Origin of the sequence: Streptococcus suis, assembly GCF_902702775.1 — a bacterium.
GTDB classification, from domain to species: domain Bacteria; phylum Bacillota; class Bacilli; order Lactobacillales; family Streptococcaceae; genus Streptococcus; species Streptococcus hashimotonensis.
In genome coordinates this window covers 2,028,584-2,048,774 of the sequence record NZ_LR738724.1, presented here as the reverse complement: position 1 = coordinate 2,048,774, position 20,191 = coordinate 2,028,584, and the positions used below count along the sequence as shown (strand labels likewise).

Genomic DNA, 20,191 nt, shown 5'->3' with positions numbered 1-20,191 from the left:
TTATGGTACATAAATGGAGGAAAAACATGACACATATTACATTTGATTATTCAAAAGTCTTGGGCCAATTCGTTGGAGCTCAAGAAGTAGAATACATGCAACCACAAGTTACCCTTGCAGACCAAATGCTCCGTCAAGGAACAGGTCCTGGTAACGACTTTATTGGCTGGTTGGATTTGCCAGAAAACTACGACAAAGAAGAGTTTGCTCGTATCAAGGAAGCAGCAGCTAAAATCCAAAATGAAAGTGAAGTTTTGGTGGTTATCGGTATCGGTGGTTCTTACCTTGGTGCTAAAGCGGCTATTGATTTCTTGAGCAATGCCTTTGTAAACTTGCAAACACGTGAAGAGCGCAAAGCTCCACAAATCCTTTACGCTGGAAACTCTATCTCATCAAGCTACCTTGCTGACTTGGTAGACTACGTGGCAGACAAGGATTTCTCAGTTAACGTGATTTCTAAATCAGGTACAACAACTGAGCCTGCCATTGCTTTCCGCGTCTTCAAAGAATTGCTTGTGAAGAAATACGGTCAAGAAGAAGCTAACAACCGTATCTATGCTACAACTGACAAGGCAAAAGGTGCTGTTAAGGTTGAAGCGGACGCAAATGGTTGGGAAACCTTTGTTGTTCCAGATGATGTCGGTGGCCGTTTCTCAGTCTTGACTGCAGTTGGTCTTTTGCCAATCGCAGCAGCTGGTGCGGACATTGATGCCCTTATGGAAGGTGCAAACGCAGCCCGTACGACATTTACATCTGATAAGATTGCTGAAAACCAAGCATACCAATATGCAGCTGTTCGTAACATCCTTTACAGAAAAGGCTATGTAACAGAAATCTTGGCTAACTACGAGCCATCGCTTCAATACTTCAGCGAGTGGTGGAAACAATTGGCGGGCGAGTCAGAAGGTAAGGACCAAAAAGGTATCAACCCAACATCTGCTAACTTCTCAACAGACTTGCACTCTCTTGGACAATTCATCCAAGAAGGAAACCGCAACATCTTTGAGACAGTGGTTCGTGTTGACAAGCCAAGAAAAAATATCTTGATTCCTGAAATGGCAGAAGACCTTGATGGCCTTGGCTACTTGCAAGGTAAGGATGTTGACTTTGTAAACAAAAAAGCAACGGACGGCGTACTTCTTGCTCACACAGATGGTGGCGTACCAAACATGTTTGTGACCCTTCCACAACAAGATGAGTTCACACTTGGTTATACCTTCTACTTCTTCGAGTTGGCGATTGCTATCTCTGGTTACCTCAATGCGATCAATCCATTTGACCAACCAGGTGTAGAAGCCTACAAGAAAAATATGTTCGCTCTTCTTGGTAAGCCAGGATTTGAAGAACTCGGTGCAGAATTGAACGCACGTTTGTAAGAAAATCATTCCACTAGAGATAGTGGTGCGTCTAAAGAAAACGAGACGATTTGAACGATACTAGGGTATCGTTCTTTTTTTATCGATCTAAATCGCTATTTGGAACTATTGGTAAAAAAATTGTTGGTATATTTTGCAGCTGTTTTATATAAGCAATGTGTCTTGTGCTAATGTGTTGAGGTATTTGTTGTAAGAATTCTATTGAAAATCTATGTTTTTTTAGTTTTTCTATTGACGAGACTACCTTGGACTAGATATAATAGTTACTAATATAGTTTTAAAAAGAGGTATTTATGGTAAAGTATGCATTGTTCAGTTATTCGACAGAAAACATCGGCGATGAAATCCAATCTATTGCGGCGAGTCGTTTCTTGCCACAGATTGATTATTATATAAACAGGGATTATATGAATGATTTTAAACCAGACACCGATGAACAAATTAAACTGATCATGAACGGTTGGTACTCTCATAGACCTCAAAATTTTCCACTAAAAAATGAACAGATTACTCCGCTATTAATTTCAATGTTTGTTACTGGACGCGCTAAAGTACCATTTTCATCAGAGGAAAACGTTGCGTTCTTTAAAAAATATGGTCCAGTTGGTGCCAGAAGTGCGGACACAAAGGAATATATGGAATCTTTGGGAGTTGAATCTTACTGGTCTGGCTGTATGACTCTTACCCTCCAACCAGAGAAATATATTAAGAAACAAGACTTTGTGCTGGCTATTGATCTTCCTGAGGAAGCTTGTCAAAAGTTAGAGAAAGAATCGAAATTACCAGTTATCCGACTAAGTGTTTATACAAATCATAAATATATGTCTGATACACGTAGAATGAAGTTAGCAAAATATTATCTTTATTTGTACCAATCAGCTCGTTTAGTTGTTACTACACGACTTCATGCGACTCTTCCGTGCCTTGCTCTAGGAACTTCTGTTTTAAATATCGAATTACCAAATTTTGAACCAGAACGTTTTGGTAGTTTACGGGAACTTGCCAATCATATGACCTTAGATGAATTCATGTCGGGTACAGGTGATTACGATATTAATAATCCTAAAGAAAATCCAACAGAATTTCTAGAAGCTAGAAAAAATCTTGAAGATAGATGTCAAGCTTTTACAGGATTTAAGAATAAAAAAGGTTTCTTAAATGGACAGCCTGTCGCAGAATTATTACGAGATCCAGAGTTAATCCAAACTTTTGCAACAGGAGTAGCGTCTGCCTACAGAGAGTATGGCACCGGTTTTTAGTCAATCGTTTTAGAAGAGGCTGGGAAAAAAGTCCAAAGCCACTTCTCAGAGTTCGTGTCAACATCTCAGCGTAGTGGTTGATTGGGTTTAACGATCCAGTGGAGTGAGCTGGTCACCCTAAAACTAGAAAGTGACCACAGAAGCCGAACCTACATGTTTGGAAGTGAGGGGGACTCTTTTTTGACTAGTCGAATTCTTTTCCGCTCCCTTATTTCGGTTCAATAAGGTGAAGGAGATAGAAAGTAGGCGGAGATGATATGAAAAAAGATTTTTTTGTAATCGGTGATGTCCATGGAAAATTTGAACTGCTACTTGATATTTTGAAGAAATGGGATGAAGAGCGACAACAGCTGATTTTTCTTGGGGATTTAATTGACCGTGGAGAAAATTCAAAGGCTTGTCTAGAGTTGGTTTGGCAATTAGTCCGAGAAAAAGGTGCTATCTGCCTGACTGGGAATCATGAACGAATGTTTTTGGCTTGGCTACGTGACCCCTTGGACCGCTACGATCACTATCGGAGAAATGGTGGAGATACGACCATCAATTCCTTGCTGGGGCGTCCCTTGGATGCACCGGTAGATGGCCTGGTGGATGCCAATACAGTGATGGAACAATATGAGGACCTGATTGATTTTGTCAAATCTTGCCCCTATCATATGGAGACTGAGCGCTATATCTTCGTCCATGCAGGAGTTGATTTGACCTTACCAGATTGGCGTGAAACCAATAATCATGATAAGGTTTGGTTACGCACCCCTTTCCATGAGGCTGAAAATACCACAGGAAAAATAATTGTCTTTGGACATACACCTGTGTATAACCTCTTTCAAACTCAACTTCGCATTAGTCAAATCTGGACCAGTCCAGATGGGAAAATGGGAATTGACGGAGGAGCTGTTTACGGCGGAGTTCTCCATGGGATTGTACTGGATGATACGGGTCTGGTACAGGATTACATCGTCGGATATGTCAATCCGAGAAAAGAAATTGAAGATTAGATAATGATTGAAAATTAGGAGGTAAAACTTCTAATTTTTTTATTTTTATACTTGACAACGCATATATATATATATATATAATGGTAGTGTAAAACATTTTTTGGAGGTTTATATGAAAAAACTTACTTTCCTAACTTTGACTGTACTGTCAGTGTTTGCACTTGCTGCGTGTTCTACTACTGAACCAAGTAAAAAAGAAGCTACGGATACTTCTGGCAGTGTTGCGCAGTCTAGTTCTGAACAAGCAACTAGTACAAGCTACAAGGTAGGAGATACAATTGTATTTAAAGATGTAGCAGAAATTACAATTACGAATATTGCATGGACTGACGAACGAAATGAAGTGAGCGATATTGTTGCGAATAAAGTACTTTTGGTAACCTATAATGTCACTAACTTGACTGATAAAGATTATGTTGTCGGTGAAGATATGGATTTGTATGTAAACAATAAAGTGACTGAAGGCTACCCAGTTGGAACAATACTCGAAACAATCGCACCTGGTAGAAGTATAGAAGGCGCAACAACCGCCTTTGCAGTAAACGAAGAGGGAACTTCTGAGTTAGAGGTTAAACCAGGGTTCCAGTTTAGTACAGATATAAAACCAGCAATTGTAAAATTTGATTTACCACAATAACTTTAGGAGGCTAACTTAGCCTCTTTTTCATTTTTTTGCATTTCTTCCCAAATTTTCAGAAAATTTTGATATAATAGAAAAAATATTATTTTTAGATTGGAATCATTATGACTGCACAAAAAATGACTGCACAAGAAATCATTGCCTTTATCGGTAATGCTGTGAAAAAAACGACTGTTAAGGTGACATTTGAAGGTGAATTGGCTGGGCCTGTTCCTGCTGAGGTAACAAAGCTTGGCAATGTCCTCTTCGGTGACTGGAAGGATGTCGAGGCACTTTTGGCAAACTTGACTGAAAATGTAGACTACGTGGTTGAGCAAGACGGCCGCAATTCGGCTGTGCCTTTGCTGGACAAGCGTAATATCAATGCCCGTATCGAGCCAGGTGCCATTATCCGCGACCAAGTGACCATTGGCGATAATGCCGTTATCATGATGGGGGCGGTGATTAACATCGGTGCGGAAATCGGTTCAGGTACTATGATTGACATGGGTGCTATCCTTGGTGGTCGTGCGACGGTTGGTAAAAACAGCCACATCGGTGCAGGAGCGGTTCTTGCAGGTGTTATCGAGCCAGCTTCGGCTGAGCCAGTGCGTGTTGGCGACAATGTTTTGGTCGGTGCCAATGCCGTTGTCATCGAAGGAGTGCAAATCGGTAGCGGCTCTGTTGTCGCGGCGGGTGCTATTGTGACCCAAGACGTCCCTGAAAATGTTGTGGTGGCAGGTGTGCCAGCCCGCATCATCAAGGAAATCGACGCTCAAACCCAACAAAAAACAGCCTTGGAAGAGGCTTTGCGGACACTCTAAGAGGTAGCTATGCTAGATTTAATCGCGACACGCCGGTCCCTCCACCAGATTCCAGAGCTGGGCATGGAGGAGTTCAAGACCCACGCCTTTCTTATGGAAACTATTGAGAACTTGCTGGAAGATTGCTCTTTTGCCCAAGTCCGTACATGGAAGACAGGTATCCTGGTCTATCTGACAGGTTCTGCTCCTGAAAAAACGATTGGTTGGCGGGCAGATATTGACGGCTTGCCGATCGTGGAGGAGACGGGCCTGGACTTCAAGTCCCTCCACCCAGACCGGATGCACGCTTGCGGACATGATTTCCACATGACCATTGCCCTGGGGCTTTTGGAGAAAATGGCAGAGCAGCAACCGAGAAACAACCTTCTCTTCTTGTTTCAGCCTGCGGAGGAAAACCTAGCAGGTGGCATGCTTATGTATGAAGCGGGTGCCTTTGGGGATTGGTTGCCAGATGAATTTTATGGGCTCCATGTCCGACCAGACCTCAAAGTCGGTCAAATAGCCACCAACCGTGCGACCCTCTTTGCTGGGACCTGTGAAGTCAAGATACGGTTTACAGGAAAGGGTGGCCACGCAGCATTTCCCCATACCGCCAATGACGCCTTGGTGGCAGCCAGCTACTTTGTGACCCAGGTGCAGTCGGTGGTCAGCCGCAATGTCGATCCAATCGAGGGGGCTGTGGTGACCTTCGGCTCTATGCACGCAGGCACGACCAACAATGTCATTGCTGAAACGGCCTTTTTGCACGGCACCATTCGGGCTCTGACTCAGAACATGAGCCTCTTGGTGCAAAAACGGGTGCGGGAAGTGGCAGAAGGGATTGCCTTGTCCTTTGGAGTGGACTTGGAGATCGAGCTCAATCCAAGCGGCTATCTGCCTGTGGAGAACAATCCCCAGCTGGCTGATGAACTAATGACTTATTTTGAACAGGTTGATGGTGTGGAGATGATTGACTGTCCACCTGCCATGACGGGAGAGGACTTCGGCTACCTTCTCAACAAGGTTCCAGGTGTTATGTTCTGGTTGGGTGTGGATACGCCTTATCCGCTTCACAATCCTCGTCTCAGCCCCAAAGAGGAAGTTCTTCCCTTTGCTGTGGATAAGTTGAGTGATTTTTTGAAAATGAAAGCAAACTAGACTGGGTTTTCCAGTCTTTTTCTGAAAAGAAAGGAGTTTCTGTGGATAAAAAAGAAATTCGGCAAGAGGTCTTGCAGAGATTGAAAGCCCTGACTAGTAGCCAGCGAGCAAGATGGAGTCAGCAACTAACAGAAATGCTCCTTTTATCTGACACCTATAAGTGCTCAAAGTCGCTTGGGACCTACCTTTCCATGCCCCATGAGTTTGACACTTCTTACCTGATTGAGCAGGCTCAAAAGGATGGCAAGCAGATTTTCATCCCTAAGACCTATTCACAAGGTCGTATGGATTTTGTAGAATATAATCCTGATGATTTGGTGAAATCTAGGTTTGGAGTTTGGGAACCTGGTACTTATTCACAACCTGTGGATAAGTCTGTGGTTAAGTTGATCCATGTTCCTGGTTTAGCTTGGAATCAAGCGGGTTTTCGAGTGGGCTATGGAGGTGGTTTTTATGATCGCTACCTAGCAGATTATCAGGGAGAGACGGTATCGACCTTGGCAGACTTTCAAGTCTATGATTTTGAACCAGATGTATTTGATATTCCAGTAAAGGAGTTGTTGATTTTTGAAGAACTTTTTTGATAAGCGCTATCCTGTGACCAATGCCTTGTTGGCAGTCACGGCTCTTGTTTTTCTTTTGATACAAATATTTCGATTTGGGCAGACCACTACAGCCTATACGATTTTTGAATTCGGTGGTATGTATGGCCAAGTGGTACGTTATGATCCGACTCAGTTGTGGCGCTTGATTTCTCCTATCTTTGTCCACATTGGTTGGGAACATTTTATCTTTAACAGCATTACCTTGCTTGGTTTGGGTTATCAATTAGAAGGACTGTTTGGGTCACGGCGCTTCTTTCTCCTCTATCTCTTGTCTGGGATAATGGGGAACCTTTTTGTTCTCTTCTTTACACCAGATGTAGTTGGCGCAGGTGCGTCGACCTCGCTCTTTGGTCTATTTGCAGCCATGGCTCTTTTGAGAAAATTTAGTCGTAGCCCTTATCTACAGGTTCTCGGTCAACGTTATATGGTCCTTTTGGGATTGAACTTGGTCTTGGGACTTTTTAATCCAACCATTAGTATGGCAGGACATATTGGAGGAGCTATTGGAGGATGCTTGGTTGTGATTTTCCTTCCACCTCTTGTGGAAAAGGATCTCTTTACAGGAAGACAGATTTTTTTCAGCTTCATTGGCTATATGAGCTTGATTGTTTTTCTACTAGGGATATTCTATTTGATATAAGAAAAAAACTAGCGATTGCTAGTTTTTCTTTGTATCTAATTTTTTACCAAGATTGATCAAATATTGTTTCAAATCATCTTTTACTTGAGGGTGTTGGAGGGCGTAGTCGATAGAAGTTTTCATGAAACCGAACTTATCCCCAACATCGTAACGGTTACCTTTGAATTCACGAGCGAAAACACGTTGCGTTTTGTTCAGAGTATCAATGGCATCTGTCAATTGAATCTCGTTCCCGGCACCTGGTTTTTGGTTTTCTAAAATCTCAAAGATTTCAGGAGTGAGTAAGTAGCGTCCGATAATAGCAAGGTCAGAAGGAGCATCTTCTGGTTTTGGTTTTTCCACAAAGGTTTCCACACTATAGAGACCGTTGACACCTTCACCTTGTGGAGCGATAACACCGTATGCAGAAACTTCTTCATGAGGAACAGGCATAACAGCAATGGTTGAAGCATGTGTTTTTTCATAGTCGTTCATGAGTTGCTTGGTCAATGGGACAGCTTTTGTATCTGTGATGTCCATCAAGTCATCGCCGAGCATGACAACAAAAGGCTCATTCCCGACAAATGCTTTAGCTTGAAGAACGGCATCACCAAGTCCACGTGGATGGCTTTGACGAATGAAGTGTAGTCGAATGCCTGTTGTCTCATCAACCAGTTTCAACAAGTCATTTTTGCCTTTTTCTTTGAGGTTGTATTCCAATTCAAAGTTTGAATCAAAGTGATCTTCGATAGAACGTTTTGACTTACCAGTGACCACCAAAATATCTTCAATACCCGAACGGAGGGCTTCTTCAACGATAAATTGGATGGTTGGCTTGTCAACGATTGGCAACATTTCTTTGGCAAGAGCCTTAGTAGCAGGCAAGAAACGTGTTCCCAAACCTGCAGCTGGGATAACGGCTTTTCTAACTTTTTTCATAAGTATGTAATCCTTTATAATTTATTTTTTTGTGTTTAATAAGAATCAATGCCATTCATTTTCATGGCGGAATTCACCCGTCATGATTTCTTTGATGGCATCTTCAATACCCGCACCTTGGTAGATGACCTTGTAGATGGCTTGGGTAATAGGCATGTAAACATCTAATTCTTGAGCCAACTCATAGGCTGCCTTAGTTGTTGAAATACCTTCAATCACCATTCCCATATTGTGTTCTACATCTTCGAGTTTTTCACCGCGACCGAGCTGATCTCCAGCTCTCCAGTTGCGGGAGTGGACAGATGTACCGGTAACAATCAAATCACCAACACCAGAAAGACCGCTGTAAGTCAGAGGATTTGCGCCCATAGCAACGCCTAGACGTGTGATTTCTGTCAAACCGCGAGCGATAATAGCTGCCTTGGCATTATCACCATAACCAAGTCCGTGTAAAGCGCCAGCGCCGACAGCAATAATATTTTTAAGGGCACCTGCTGTTTCTACACCGATGACATCATTATTTGTATAAAGTCGGAAGTAGTGGTTGCTGAAAAGATTTTGGACGTAGCTGGCTGTTTCCAAGTCTTTTGAAGCTGCAGAAATCAAGGTCAAATCACGGACGATAGTCTCTTCTGCATGACTTGGCCCTGAAACCACGACGATTTCAGAACGGAGTTCAGCAGGAATTTCTTCCTCCAGTACCTCAGACAAGCGCTTGTGACTATCAGGCTCTAAGCCTTTTGAAGCGTGCATGACAACTACCTTGTGTTTGAGAGCTTGTGCGACTTGCTTGGCAACGAGACGTGTTACCTTGGTTGGTACAACGAAAAGAATAGCGTCAACACCGTCCAAGGCTTCAGTCAAATCCTTATAGCCCTTGATGTTTTCATCTAGGATAACATCCTTGAAATAGCGCTTATTTGTATGTTCTTTATTGATTTCGTCGATTTGTTCGGGGACATTTCCCCAAATACGGACAGTATGACCGTTGTCGTTGAGAACTTGTCCTAGGGCGGTGCCCCATGAACCGGGTCCCAAGATGGCAATGGTTTGTTTGGTCATGAAAAATCCTTTCTAGTTGGTGTAATTTAGAAATATTATACCATAATTGATACATAAAATCTTATATAAGTTATGTAGTATATATATTATAGTTTTCGAGTAAGTAATGGTGCTGAAACAACAAAATATTTTCAGAAAAGAGCAAACGGAATAATTGACAATAGTTCTTAAGAGAACTATAATAGTTCTCATGGTAATTATTTTCGTAGAAAGGAGCTATTATGGGACATACTATTGCAGATTTTCGGAATTTATTAAATCAGATTGAACAAATCAGTGAAACCATTGCAAAGGAATATGATGTGGAGCACCTAGCTGGACCACAGGGATGGGCTCTGCGTTTCATAGCAGAACGGTCTGAAGTTGAAACCTTTGTCAAAGACATTGAAGCGGAGTTGAGGATTTCCAAATCCGTTGCCAGCAATCTAGTTAAGCGAATGGAGAAAAATGACTTTATTCGGGTTTTACCTTCTCAGTTTGACAGACGCTATAAGCAGTTGGTCTTGACAGAGAAAGGTCGGAGCAAGATTTGTCACCTAAAATCCTTCCATGAGGAGATGCACCATTCTCTCTTTCGAGGTATTCAAAAGGAAGAATTTGATTTGATCAGACAGGTGGCCGATCAATTAAAAGAAAATATTCAACACTATAAGGAGAAGAATCATGTTTAAAGAAGCCATTTTACGTTACAAATGGTATGCCTTGGCATCGGTCTTGTTGACGTCTATTGTCGTAGCAACGACCTTGATGCAACCTAGTTATTTACAGGATGTATTGACTGCTGTCTTGGCCAATGATAAGGAAGAAATTGTCCGTGTCGGTAAGTTCCTCTTGCTGATTGCGGGAATCGGTCTCTTGGCTGGTCTGACAAATACAATCATGGCAGCTAAGATTTCTCAGGGAGTATCTGCGGATATTCGTGAGAAGACCTTTCGAAAAATTCAGAGCTTTTCTTATGCCAATGTAGAGGAATTTAACGCAGGGAATTTGGTGGTTCGTATGACCAACGACGTCAACCAAATTCAGAACCTTGTCATGATGCTCTTTACGATCTTGATGCGGGTACCTCTGCTCTTTGTTGGTGCCTTTATCATGGCAGTGCGCACTTTGCCAGAACTTTGGTGGATTATCGTGCTCATGGTCATCATCATCATGGGAATCATGGCAGTCGTGATGGGCTTGATGGGACCGCGCTTTGGTAAATTCCAGTCCCTGATGGACAGGATGAACAGCATTGCAAAGGAAAACCTCCGTGGGATTCGTGTGGTTAAGTCCTTTGTACAGGAGAAGAATCAATACGCTAAATTTAAAGAAGTATCCAATGAGCTTTTGGATCTTAACCTCTTTATTGGTTATGGTTTTTCTATCTTGCAACCTTTGATGATGTTTATCTCCTACATGGCGATTTTTGTGTCGCTTTATCTCGTTTCAGGGATGTTAGACACTAATATCGAAGCAGTTGGGGGCTTTACTTCCTTTATGAGCTATCTCATGCAAATCATGTTTGCCATTATCATGACTAGCTTTATGGGGATGCAGGCTTCACGTGCTGCTATTTCCATTAAACGTTTGAGTGAGGTTTTAGATACAGAGCCAGCGATGACCTTTAAAGAAGGTGCAAAAGAGGACTTGGATGGACGGATTGTCTTTGACAATGTCAGCTTCACCTATCCGCATGATACCGAGCCGACCTTGAAAAATATCTCCTTTGAGATTGAGTCTGGTCAGATGGTCGGTGTGGTCGGTGCAACGGGTGCGGGTAAATCAACACTAGCTCAGCTCATTCCGCGTTTGTTTGATCCACAGGAAGGGACTGTGTCAATTGGCGGTCGTGATTTGAGAGACATCAGTCAGGAAACCTTGAGAGATACAGTGTCTATCGTTTTGCAAAAAGCTATTCTCTTCTCAGGGACCATTGCAGACAACCTGCGTCAAGGTGCACCTGGTGCAGATTTGGAACGTTTGGAGCGGGCCGCAGGTATTGCCCAAGCCAAAGAATTTATCGACCGCTTGGATGATACCTATGAGAGCCAAGTAGAAGAACGTGGAAATAACTTCTCAGGTGGTCAGAAACAGCGGATGTCCATTGCGCGTGGGGTGATTAGTGATCCTAAAGTCTTGGTGCTAGATGATTCGACATCAGCCCTGGATGCCAAGTCTGAGAAGCTGGTCCAAGAGGCCCTCAACCATGACTTGAAGGGGACAACGACGGTCATCGTTGCTCAGAAGATTTCTTCTGTTGTCAAAGCTGATAAGATATTGGTTCTTGATGAAGGTCGCTTGATTGGTCAGGGAACACACGCAGAATTGGTAGCGACAAATGACGTCTACCGAGAAATTTACGAAACACAGAAAGGAAAGGAGGCTTAAAAGGTCCGGTGGACCTTTTAAGGTGGGAGATTTAGAAAGCGAAAAGCTTTCCAACGGAGAAGCAAGTGCAGTCTATATAGTACGATTGTATTTGAACTCGGTCGGAAAGCTTCGAAAAAAGATAAACCTCCTAGCGTTTCGGAACGCGGCGTTGGTTTCCTATTTTTCGGTCGCTTTCTGGGCGACCTTAGTATCATGTTATGAAAACACTTAGATTTTTCTGGTTTTATTTTAAACGCTATAAGCTGTCCTTTGCTGTGATTTTTCTAGCCATTGTGACGGCGACTTATTTGCAGGTGAAGACGCCTGTTTTCCTAGGTAATGCGATTGCAGAGATGGGGAAAATTGGGCAGGCTTATTTTGCTTCGGTGCAAATGGGTCAGTCAGATTTCAAGCCTGACCTAGCTGATTTTAATGGGGTTATGCTCAATCTCTTGTTGGCCTATGTGGCGACTGTGGTATCAACCTTGATTTATACCCTGCTCTTTACACGCATCGTTGCACATTCAACCAACCGGATGCGAAAAGGTCTGTTTGGCAAGTTGGAACGCTTGACAGTTGCCTTCTTTGACAGCCACAAGGATGGGGATATTCTTTCTCGTTTTACCAGTGATTTGGACAATATCCAAAATGCTTTTAATCAGTCCTTGACTCAGGTAGTGACCAATATTGCTCTTTACATCGGTATGGTTATCATGATGTTCCGTCAGGATACTCGCTTGGCTCTGGTAACTGTGGCATCCACGCCAGTTGCCTTGATTGCCCTAGTGATTATCATTCGCCTGTCACGGAAATATACTGACAAGCAACAGGCTGCGGTGTCTAAACTCAATGCCTACATGGATGAGAAGATTTCAGGGCAAAAAGCGATTATTGTACAGGGTGTGCAGGAAGAGACTATTGATGGTTTCTTAGAGCTCAATGAAGAAGTTCGTCGCACAACTTTCAAGGGCCGTTTGTTTGGTGGGATTCTCTTTCCATTTATGAACGGGATGAGTCTGGTCAATACTGCCATTGTTATCTTTGCAGGCTCCAGCATTGTCCTAAATGATAGCTCGCTGGAAACAGCTGCCGCACTTGGTTTGGTCGTGACCTTTGTTCAATATTCGCAACAGTATTACCAGCCTATCATGCAGATTGCATCTAGCTGGGCAGAATTGCAGTTGGCTTTCACAGGTGCTCATCGTATTCAGGAAATGTTTGATGAGCCTGAGGAAGTTCGTCCTCAAAACGCTCCGCTATTTACCGAATTAAAAGAAGGTGTTGAAATCAAGGACATCGACTTTGGCTACCTGCCAGGTCAGAAGGTCTTGGACAAGGTGTCCATTTCAGCTCCTAAGGGTAAAATGGTGGCGGTCGTTGGTCCGACGGGATCTGGTAAGACTACCATTATGAATTTGATCAACCGCTTCTACGATGTCAATGGTGGTAGCGTGGCCTTTGACGGTCGCGATATTCGGGAATATGATTTGGATAGTTTGCGGGATAAGGTCGGTATTGTCTTGCAGGAGTCGGTCCTATTCTCTGGTACCATTGCGGACAATATCCGCTTTGGTGATGAGAGCATTTCGCAGGAAATGGTGGAAACCGCAGCTCGTGCCACCCATATCCACGACTTTATCATGAGCTTGCCAGAGGGTTATGAAACCTATGTGACCGATGATGAGAATGTCTTCTCCACAGGTCAGAAACAGCTGATTTCTATTGCCCGTACGCTCTTGACAGATCCACAGGTCTTGATTTTGGACGAAGCAACGTCTAACGTCGATACCGTAACGGAAGCCAAAATTCAAAAGGCTATGGAGGCCATTATTGCAGGACGGACCAGCTTCGTCATTGCCCACCGCCTCAAAACCATTCTCAATGCGGATGAAATTATCGTCCTCAAAGACGGAAAAGTTATCGAGCAAGGCAACCACAGCCAACTTCTTAAACTTAACGGCTTTTACGCTGAGCTCTACCACAACCAGTTTGTGTTTGAATAGTAAAAAATAACAGCCAAGATAAGCAGGCCACAATCCTTAAACTTTTAGGATGTGGTTTATCTTGGCTGTTTTTGTAGTATCATTACTGTTCAAGATGGTTGGTTTTGGTCTGATTGAGCCAAGCATAAGCAATTCCAATAAAGAGTCCGGCTCCAAGCCAATTTCCAAAGAAAACAACAATCCACTGACGAAGAATATTTACCATAGTAAAGGTATCTACATTAGTACGAGCAGCATTAAAGGCTAAGAGCATGAATGATGCGAAATTAGCAACTAAGTGTTCGTTGATAAGGAAAACAAACATAAAAATAGCAGATACAATAACAAAGAATTTGGCGGATTGTTCCTTGAGTAGCATATACCCAAGGATAGCCATATTCACAAACATATTGGCAGTAATTCCCTCAAAGAAGTTACTCCAGTCGGATTTTCCTAGTTTGATGGTGACAGCGTTGACAACAAAACTTTCGTTAGATAAGTTAAGGTAGGAGAAGGACTGATTGAAAAGCCAAGCCAGAATGGTAGCACCTACAAAGTTGAAGAAGGTGCAGTAAAGTAACATCAGCGTTACTTTTTTCCAAGTAATTTGCTTATAATAGGCACCAGTCGTTAGATACATCATATTAGATGTAGCCAACTCGCCACCAAAAATAAGAACAAAAATCAGTCCGATAGCAAAGATAAAGGTAAAAACAAAACGCGATAGACTTGGGAATTGACTGGAGATGACATCAGCTCCAATAATACCAACAGCTGTTGACATGGTCAAATAAGCTCCTGCATACATGGAGCGTAAGGCGTAACGGCTTAGACTTTCATCAAAAAGGGATTCTTTTTTTGAAACTGCAACCGAAATTTTTTCTTGAAATGGGGACATGGGGCCTCCTTGTGACATAATCATCAAAAATTTATTGAAAAATATAGTGGAAAGGGAGCCCCTTCCCACTAGTTTTTATTTGTTAGTGAGCAGATGCACCAGAATTGGCATCTGTCGGTGTGGAAGCTGTATGGGTACTACCTGTATCTGAAGCGCCAGAGGTTGCATCAACATGGGCAGGAGATGCGGTGTTTCCTGCACCCCCCACCAAGCGTTGTCCAGTGGTTTCAAGATACCAATCTAACCATGGCTTAAAATTAAAGATAATTTCATTGATACCAGCGTAGGACCCGTCAGGATAGTACATAGCTTGGTAGTTATGAGTATTGATAATTTCAGGTGGTGTGCCCGGGACGATTGTTCGAACGTACTCTTGGTCACCATTACGTAAGGTTCCAACAACCCATTCGACATTCTTCATACGAGCAGGTGGTAAAGTGCCGTGAACGGTTGACAAGCGGTTTCCTACTTGCTCTGGGACCCGCTTACCTAACATAGTATCAGGCTCTTGGTGGCTATTGTTGTAATAGAGGAACTAATTGTTATCATCTGCATAGGTCAACTCAAATGGCATGGCGTTGAGGAACATATTGAGTTGGTTAACTGTTAAAAGACCGTTATCTAATTTAACATACGTATCTCCCTCGACAGCGTTGACCAATTTAGAAGCCTTATCCAGCCAGTCTGGGTCATCTGGGTCCACACCTGTGATGGTCGTTGCGATTGGATGGGTACAGTCTAAATCTTCGGGTGCAATTGGCTTGGGTTGTTTCAATTTAGATACAACGCCGACATACTTGATAAAGTTGTCTAGACAGCTTTCCAAGAATTTTACAGTCCCTTCATTGATAATGTTCCCTTTATCATCAAAAGCTTCTTTCGCTTTACCAAGGAGGAATTCATTACCTGGTAGTGTATAGGCATTGACACCTGGAGCGTCCAAAATTTTTCTCAAGTGGACTTGAGCACGAGACGTTCCTTGGTCGTAGTAAGAAGCCCCGATAATCATAACTGGTTTATTTTCAAATGGATGTAAATTGAAACTTAGCCACTCTAGAGTACTCTTAAGAGCAGGTGTGATGGTGTGGTTGTGCTCAGGTGTAGCAATGATGACACCATCAGCACGTGTGATTTTGTTGTAAAGGTATTGGATCGCAAAACTATTAGACTGGTCTTCGTCCTGATTGAACATTGGGACATTTTTGATTTCCAAAAGCTCTAATTCAAATTTTACTTTAAAGTGGCGTTGAATAAATTGCAATAGCATGCGGTTATAAGATTGGTCTGCATTAGACCCGACAATTCCGACAAATTTCATGATTGTTCTCCTCTCTTACAAGTTTTCCCAGTCAAAGTTTTCAGCTTCTTTTTGAAGTAACTCTTTGGCGCTAGACAGGTTACTTGTCATCTTGACAAAGAGACGGAAGTCATCAAAGATGGCATCCAGTTTTTGACTGATTTCTAAATCAATAAGCTCACCGTTTGTATCAAAGGCTTTCATGGAATGAGATAGTAAGAACTCATCTGGTAAAACAGTAGCTTTGAGTTCAGGAGCATTGAGAATTTGGCGTAGTTGCAATTGAGCACGGGACGAACCGAGTGTTCCGTATGAGGCACCTGTAATCATAACCGGCTTGTTAAGCATAGGGTAGACTCCATATGATACCCAAGCTAGTGCATTCATAAGAACAGCGGGGATCGAGTGGTCATACTCAGGTGTTCCGATGATGACACCATCAGCACTTTCAATCTTTGCAACTAATTCTTTAACACTTTCTGGCAGTTCACGATTAGCCGGTTTATTGAAGACTGGAAGGTCCTTGATTTCAACCAATTCAATATCAGCCTTGTCTGCGAAATGCTGTTTGATGTACTGCAAGAGTTTGCGGTTGGTTGAGCGAGCGGAGTTGGTTCCGACAAGTCCTAGAAGTTTCATAGCATCTTCTCTCTTTTCTAAATGTAATATCCTTATCATACCAGTTTACAGGGTGGAAAGCGAGCGCTTTCCTAAACTATACAGAAAATGTTCAAAAAATCACGAACTCTTTTGGTATAATAGTATTATGAAAAAAATTGTTTATCTAGTAGCTGGTTTTGTTAGTCTTGCTATTGGCATGATTGGGATTGTTCTACCTATAATTCCAACAACGCCTCTTTTACTTTTGGCTGGATTTTGTTTTGCTAGAAGCTCTAAAAATTTTGAAAAATGGCTACGCAATACAAAAATTTATAAATTTTACGTAGCGGATTATGCTGAAACCAAAGCCATTTCCCGTAAACGGAAAAAACAAATTATCTGGCAAATCTACATACTCATGGGGATTTCCATTTGGTTGGCTCCTGTATTATTTGTCAAAATTGGACTTGGCTTGCTGACAGTCTTTATTACTTACTATCTGTTTTGGGTTATACCAGAGAAATAGATCCAGACTTGCGGATGAAATCATCGTCCTCAAAGACGGAAAAGTTATCGAGCAAGGCAACCACAGCCAGCTCCTTAAACTCAATAGCTTCTACGCCGAACTCTACCACAACCAGTTTGTGTTTGAATAGGGAAGATAGAAAAGGTCTGAAAACCAGATGAGCTGGTTTTCAGACCTTTTCTTGTTGTATCTAAATTGTTCTTGAATATGATAACCTCGGCAGAGTCAATGCCGTATTCGGGTCAGGCCATAGACGACCTGCTTCTGGGTGTGGAAGTACCTCACTTGTGAATGTAGGTTCTTAGCGGAAAGCTTATTCGCAAAGGGTGTAGAAACTATCTAAATCATAAACGAACAATCCGCTGACACTTATCGGCAATATATGGATCGTGTGTGACGATAATTACTGTTTTTCCACTATTATTCATTTCTATGAGAAATTGCAGGATTAAGTCCCTATTTTCCTGATCTAATGATCCCGTTGGCTCATCTGCCAAGATAAGATTGCTTGGTTTGAGTAGAGCACGAGCGATAGCAATTCGCTGTTGTTCTCCTCCAGACAGCTCGGAAATTTTTTGTTTTAGCGTGTTTGCTAGTCCGATTTTTTCTAGTATATTTTTTATGGACTCTTCCTTTTCCTTTTTTGATAATCTGGTATATTTTAATGCCATCAGGAGATTATACTCGACGCTTTCGTTCTCAATTAGAGCAAAATTTTGGAATAGATAGGAAATTTGTTCCCGAATTATTTTTTGAGATGTCCTAGTGTTTACAGGTACGTTTGAATGACCAAATAGGAGGTAATTTCCTTCGTATTCACCGTCAAGCAAGCCAATGATGTTTAGTAATGTTGTTTTTCCGCTACCACTTTTTCCAACAATTGCGACTAGTTCACCTTGTTCAATGTTGAGGGAAAAATCATGTAGGATATGTTTTTGACCAATCTTTTTAAAGATATGTTCTAAATGAATCATAGGTTCTCTCCTTTCAAGTATTGTACAAGATTTTTTTGCTCCATGCGCAGTGATGTAAATAGGAAAATACCCCCATCAGCAATGGCAAATAGTAAAAAAAGTGCAAGAGGAAATAGTGACTTACCAGCTATCAAAATAACTGGAAGAGGTAGCAAATATAGTAGAGTTAGTCCGATTAGAATAGGTTTGTAGCGGTCAAAAAGTGACCATCCTAAAAATTTCATAGTGATGATATGAGATTTTCTCCAAAGAAACATACTTTTTACAATAAAATAGGAAACAACAATGCTCAGTAAGCAGATAATCGCAAACAGGGTGACGAAGTTACGACTAGCGTCTCGGAAACTATCTACACGTCCTTGTTGAATAGATTTTATTGACGAGAACTTGAAATAGCTATCATCAGGTAATTTCTGAAGAATTTGTTCGATTTTTTGTTGATGTTGAGGGGAATTTGCAATTTTGATTGGGCTACTTAGTCCAGTATTTGATAGGTGTGCTTTATCTTCCCACGACATATCATTGTCATTGACCAGGCTAATCATTGGATTAGTGAAATTGTTGGATAAGGTTTCATTGTATGGGAAGAATGTCCAGTCGCCGTCATAATAAATGTATTCAACATCTACCTCGCTGACTGTTTTTGCCACTTGTTCTTCATATTTCAGTGACAGAAAACCAATCAATTTTGCTAGATTTTTGTTAGACTCTTCATTCTCTTTCATTGATGCTGGAAAGAGTACAGTCAATTGTTTACTTGTATGTGGAATCGGAAATCCTATACTTTCTAGATAGGTTTTGTTGGCGTATAGAACAGGGATGTCATTAGCCAATGTTGAATGTTCAAATTCTTTAAGATGTGAGAAATTGCCAGGGTTTATGATACTAGAACGAATATAGTAAGTTGGAAGATTTTCTGTCAAATTCTTATATAAGGAGTAATAATATTGATGAGCTTTGTCGGAACCAGACAGGCTATCTTGCCAGAGTTGATTTCCTGATTTTACGGTTTCGAGTGTTAGGAAATCTCCCTGTTTTTCCCATTGTTCTTGATAGTTCAATTCTTGGTGTTCCTCATAAATGCTATTTCCGACACCAATCATCAATATAGTGATAAGAAGTGTGAGACAACATTTGAAGAAATTATTGATATAGAATCCTGTTTTGAAGGAAACAAATCCTTTTATGATAGATGCGGCATTAATGCGTTGGATAATTGTGATGACTAAAATGTTGATGAGTAGATAGACTTGAAGGAGGATAAAATGCGCTAACAGCATCATAGTTGTAAAACCTTGAGGCATGTAGTCAAAAAACAGAAACGATAAACTATTTAGAATGATACTACCGATTCCTATGATTAGTATATTTTGTTTTACATAGCGATAGAAAATCTCTAAGTTACTGTATCCAAGTATTTTTTCAACGCCGATATGTTTGATATCTAAAATTGGTTGGTACACAGAAGTTAATGAAAGGAGTAAAAATGCGATACAGCAGATGAGTGCTACTAGTAGCAAGTCTCTGTTTATTAATTCTACTGCTGTTTCAAAGGTTGGAGTCAATAGTGTAGAAGAATCAATATTGAAAAAATGACTTAATTCCTGTACGATTTCAGTGCCGTTTATGGATTTTGTTGATGTGACGGTATACTGACCATTTAGTGTATGGGATGTATCTTGAAAATAGTTTTTTAAAGTGATGAGCCGTATCGTCTTGGCCTGCAAAAATGTTGGGATATGCCCTAGTTTGTCGGAGGATTGTATATTTGTATAAGATCCACTTCCGTCTTCGTTAAAAGTAAGTTGCTGGATTCCAAAATCTTTATAAGGAAAGGTCTCATGAGAAAAAACACCTGCTTTTATTATCTCGGTGTTGCTATCTGTTTTGACAATTGAAACGTCGTATTTATCAGCAATTTTTTCAAAAAAATGCAGTAAATCCTGTGAAGGAACGGCACTATCGCGTAAATAAAATTGAAATGAATAGTCAGTCGTTCCTAATTCACGTATGCGATTGATTTCCTTTGTATAGTGTAGATTTACAACGATAAAACTGACACAACACAGAAGTAGAATCATACAGAAATGGTTTAGCCTTTTCATCTGAACACCTCCTTATAAA

18 protein-coding genes and 1 pseudogene are annotated in these 20,191 nt (G+C 41.5%); 12 read left to right on the top strand and 7 right to left on the bottom strand.

Annotated elements, in window-relative coordinates; all coding sequences use genetic code 11:
* Positions 1-26: 26 nt before the first annotated feature.
* From GPW69_RS09900 to GPW69_RS09865, 8 genes are all read left to right on the top strand, one after another.
* On the top strand, positions 27-1,376 hold the full coding sequence (locus GPW69_RS09900; protein WP_074391233.1) for a glucose-6-phosphate isomerase: 1,350 nt from the start codon (positions 27-29) through the stop codon (positions 1,374-1,376).
* A 293-nt stretch (positions 1,377-1,669) separates the two neighbouring features.
* A complete protein-coding gene (locus GPW69_RS09895; RefSeq protein WP_024401365.1) occupies positions 1,670-2,635 on the top strand; it encodes a polysaccharide pyruvyl transferase family protein in 966 nt (321 codons plus the stop codon).
* A gap of 257 nt (positions 2,636-2,892) precedes the next feature.
* Positions 2,893-3,633, top strand: a complete 741-nt coding sequence (locus tag GPW69_RS09890) for a metallophosphoesterase (RefSeq protein ID WP_074391232.1) — start codon at positions 2,893-2,895, stop codon at positions 3,631-3,633.
* Between the two features lie 112 nt (positions 3,634-3,745).
* Complete coding sequence (locus tag GPW69_RS09885; RefSeq protein ID WP_074391231.1) at positions 3,746-4,270, top strand: hypothetical protein; 525 nt, start codon at positions 3,746-3,748, stop codon at positions 4,268-4,270.
* Positions 4,271-4,377: 107 nt separating this feature from the next.
* The gene (gene dapD, locus GPW69_RS09880; protein ID WP_074391230.1) at positions 4,378-5,076 is read left to right on the top strand and encodes a 2,3,4,5-tetrahydropyridine-2,6-dicarboxylate N-acetyltransferase; all 699 of its coding nucleotides are present in this window, start codon (positions 4,378-4,380) and stop codon (positions 5,074-5,076) included.
* A gap of 9 nt (positions 5,077-5,085) precedes the next feature.
* Positions 5,086-6,213 carry an N-acetyldiaminopimelate deacetylase gene (locus tag GPW69_RS09875; RefSeq protein ID WP_074391229.1) on the top strand — a complete coding sequence of 376 codons (1,128 nt, stop codon included), beginning with the start codon at positions 5,086-5,088 and terminating at the stop codon, positions 6,211-6,213.
* Between the two features lie 41 nt (positions 6,214-6,254).
* Positions 6,255-6,797 carry a 5-formyltetrahydrofolate cyclo-ligase gene (locus GPW69_RS09870; protein ID WP_074391228.1) on the top strand — a complete coding sequence of 181 codons (543 nt, stop codon included), beginning with the start codon at positions 6,255-6,257 and terminating at the stop codon, positions 6,795-6,797.
* A complete protein-coding gene (locus tag GPW69_RS09865; RefSeq protein ID WP_074391227.1) occupies positions 6,781-7,458 on the top strand; it encodes a rhomboid family intramembrane serine protease in 678 nt (225 codons plus the stop codon). The genes GPW69_RS09870 and GPW69_RS09865 overlap by 17 nt, the downstream gene beginning before the upstream one ends.
* An 18-nt stretch (positions 7,459-7,476) precedes the next feature.
* Here GPW69_RS09865 and galU read toward each other — a convergent pair whose 3' ends face one another.
* Together galU and GPW69_RS09855 are read right to left on the bottom strand one after the other, a co-directional pair.
* Positions 7,477-8,376: a UTP--glucose-1-phosphate uridylyltransferase GalU gene (galU, locus tag GPW69_RS09860; RefSeq protein ID WP_024399879.1), complete on the bottom strand. Its 900-nt coding sequence runs from the start codon at positions 8,374-8,376 to the stop codon at positions 7,477-7,479.
* Positions 8,377-8,421: 45 nt separating this feature from the next.
* A complete protein-coding gene (locus GPW69_RS09855; RefSeq protein WP_074391226.1) occupies positions 8,422-9,438 on the bottom strand; it encodes an NAD(P)H-dependent glycerol-3-phosphate dehydrogenase in 1,017 nt (338 codons plus the stop codon).
* 221 nt (positions 9,439-9,659) lie between these two features.
* On the opposite strand from GPW69_RS09855, the gene GPW69_RS09850 reads away from it, so the two are divergent.
* The 3 genes from GPW69_RS09850 to GPW69_RS09840 all read left to right on the top strand — a co-directional run bounded on the left by GPW69_RS09850 (position 9,660) and on the right by GPW69_RS09840 (position 13,793).
* The gene (locus GPW69_RS09850; RefSeq protein ID WP_074391225.1) at positions 9,660-10,109 is read left to right on the top strand and encodes a MarR family winged helix-turn-helix transcriptional regulator; all 450 of its coding nucleotides are present in this window, start codon (positions 9,660-9,662) and stop codon (positions 10,107-10,109) included.
* A complete protein-coding gene (locus GPW69_RS09845; protein ID WP_074391224.1) occupies positions 10,102-11,808 on the top strand; it encodes an ABC transporter ATP-binding protein in 1,707 nt (568 codons plus the stop codon). Before GPW69_RS09850 ends, GPW69_RS09845 begins: the two co-directional genes overlap by 8 nt.
* A 200-nt stretch (positions 11,809-12,008) precedes the next feature.
* Positions 12,009-13,793 (top strand): ABC transporter ATP-binding protein, encoded by a 1,785-nt coding sequence (locus GPW69_RS09840; RefSeq protein WP_074391223.1) that lies wholly within the window; start codon positions 12,009-12,011, stop codon positions 13,791-13,793.
* A gap of 82 nt (positions 13,794-13,875) precedes the next feature.
* Here the strand turns inward: GPW69_RS09840 and GPW69_RS09835 are convergent, their stop codons facing one another.
* The 3 genes and pseudogenes from GPW69_RS09835 to GPW69_RS09825 form a co-directional block, all read right to left on the bottom strand.
* The gene (locus tag GPW69_RS09835; RefSeq protein ID WP_024407655.1) at positions 13,876-14,670 is read right to left on the bottom strand and encodes a formate/nitrite transporter family protein; all 795 of its coding nucleotides are present in this window, start codon (positions 14,668-14,670) and stop codon (positions 13,876-13,878) included.
* Positions 14,671-14,752: 82 nt separating this feature from the next.
* Positions 14,753-15,988 (bottom strand): annotated as a pseudogene (locus GPW69_RS09830) (NAD(P)H-dependent oxidoreductase).
* 15 nt (positions 15,989-16,003) lie between these two features.
* Positions 16,004-16,606 carry an NADPH-dependent FMN reductase gene (locus tag GPW69_RS09825; protein ID WP_074391222.1) on the bottom strand — a complete coding sequence of 201 codons (603 nt, stop codon included), beginning with the start codon at positions 16,604-16,606 and terminating at the stop codon, positions 16,004-16,006.
* Between the two features lie 127 nt (positions 16,607-16,733).
* On the opposite strand from GPW69_RS09825, the gene GPW69_RS09820 reads away from it, so the two are divergent.
* A complete protein-coding gene (locus tag GPW69_RS09820; protein ID WP_074391221.1) occupies positions 16,734-17,093 on the top strand; it encodes a YbaN family protein in 360 nt (119 codons plus the stop codon).
* A gap of 344 nt (positions 17,094-17,437) precedes the next feature.
* On the opposite strand, the gene GPW69_RS09815 is transcribed toward GPW69_RS09820, so the two are convergent.
* Positions 17,438-18,067, bottom strand: coding sequence for an ABC transporter ATP-binding protein (locus GPW69_RS09815; RefSeq protein WP_014638747.1), 630 nt, complete (start codon positions 18,065-18,067; stop codon positions 17,438-17,440).
* The gene (locus GPW69_RS09810; RefSeq protein ID WP_074391220.1) at positions 18,064-20,172 is read right to left on the bottom strand and encodes an amino acid ABC transporter permease; all 2,109 of its coding nucleotides are present in this window, start codon (positions 20,170-20,172) and stop codon (positions 18,064-18,066) included. Before GPW69_RS09810 ends, GPW69_RS09815 begins: the two co-directional genes overlap by 4 nt.
* Between the last annotated feature and the right edge of the window lie 19 nt (positions 20,173-20,191).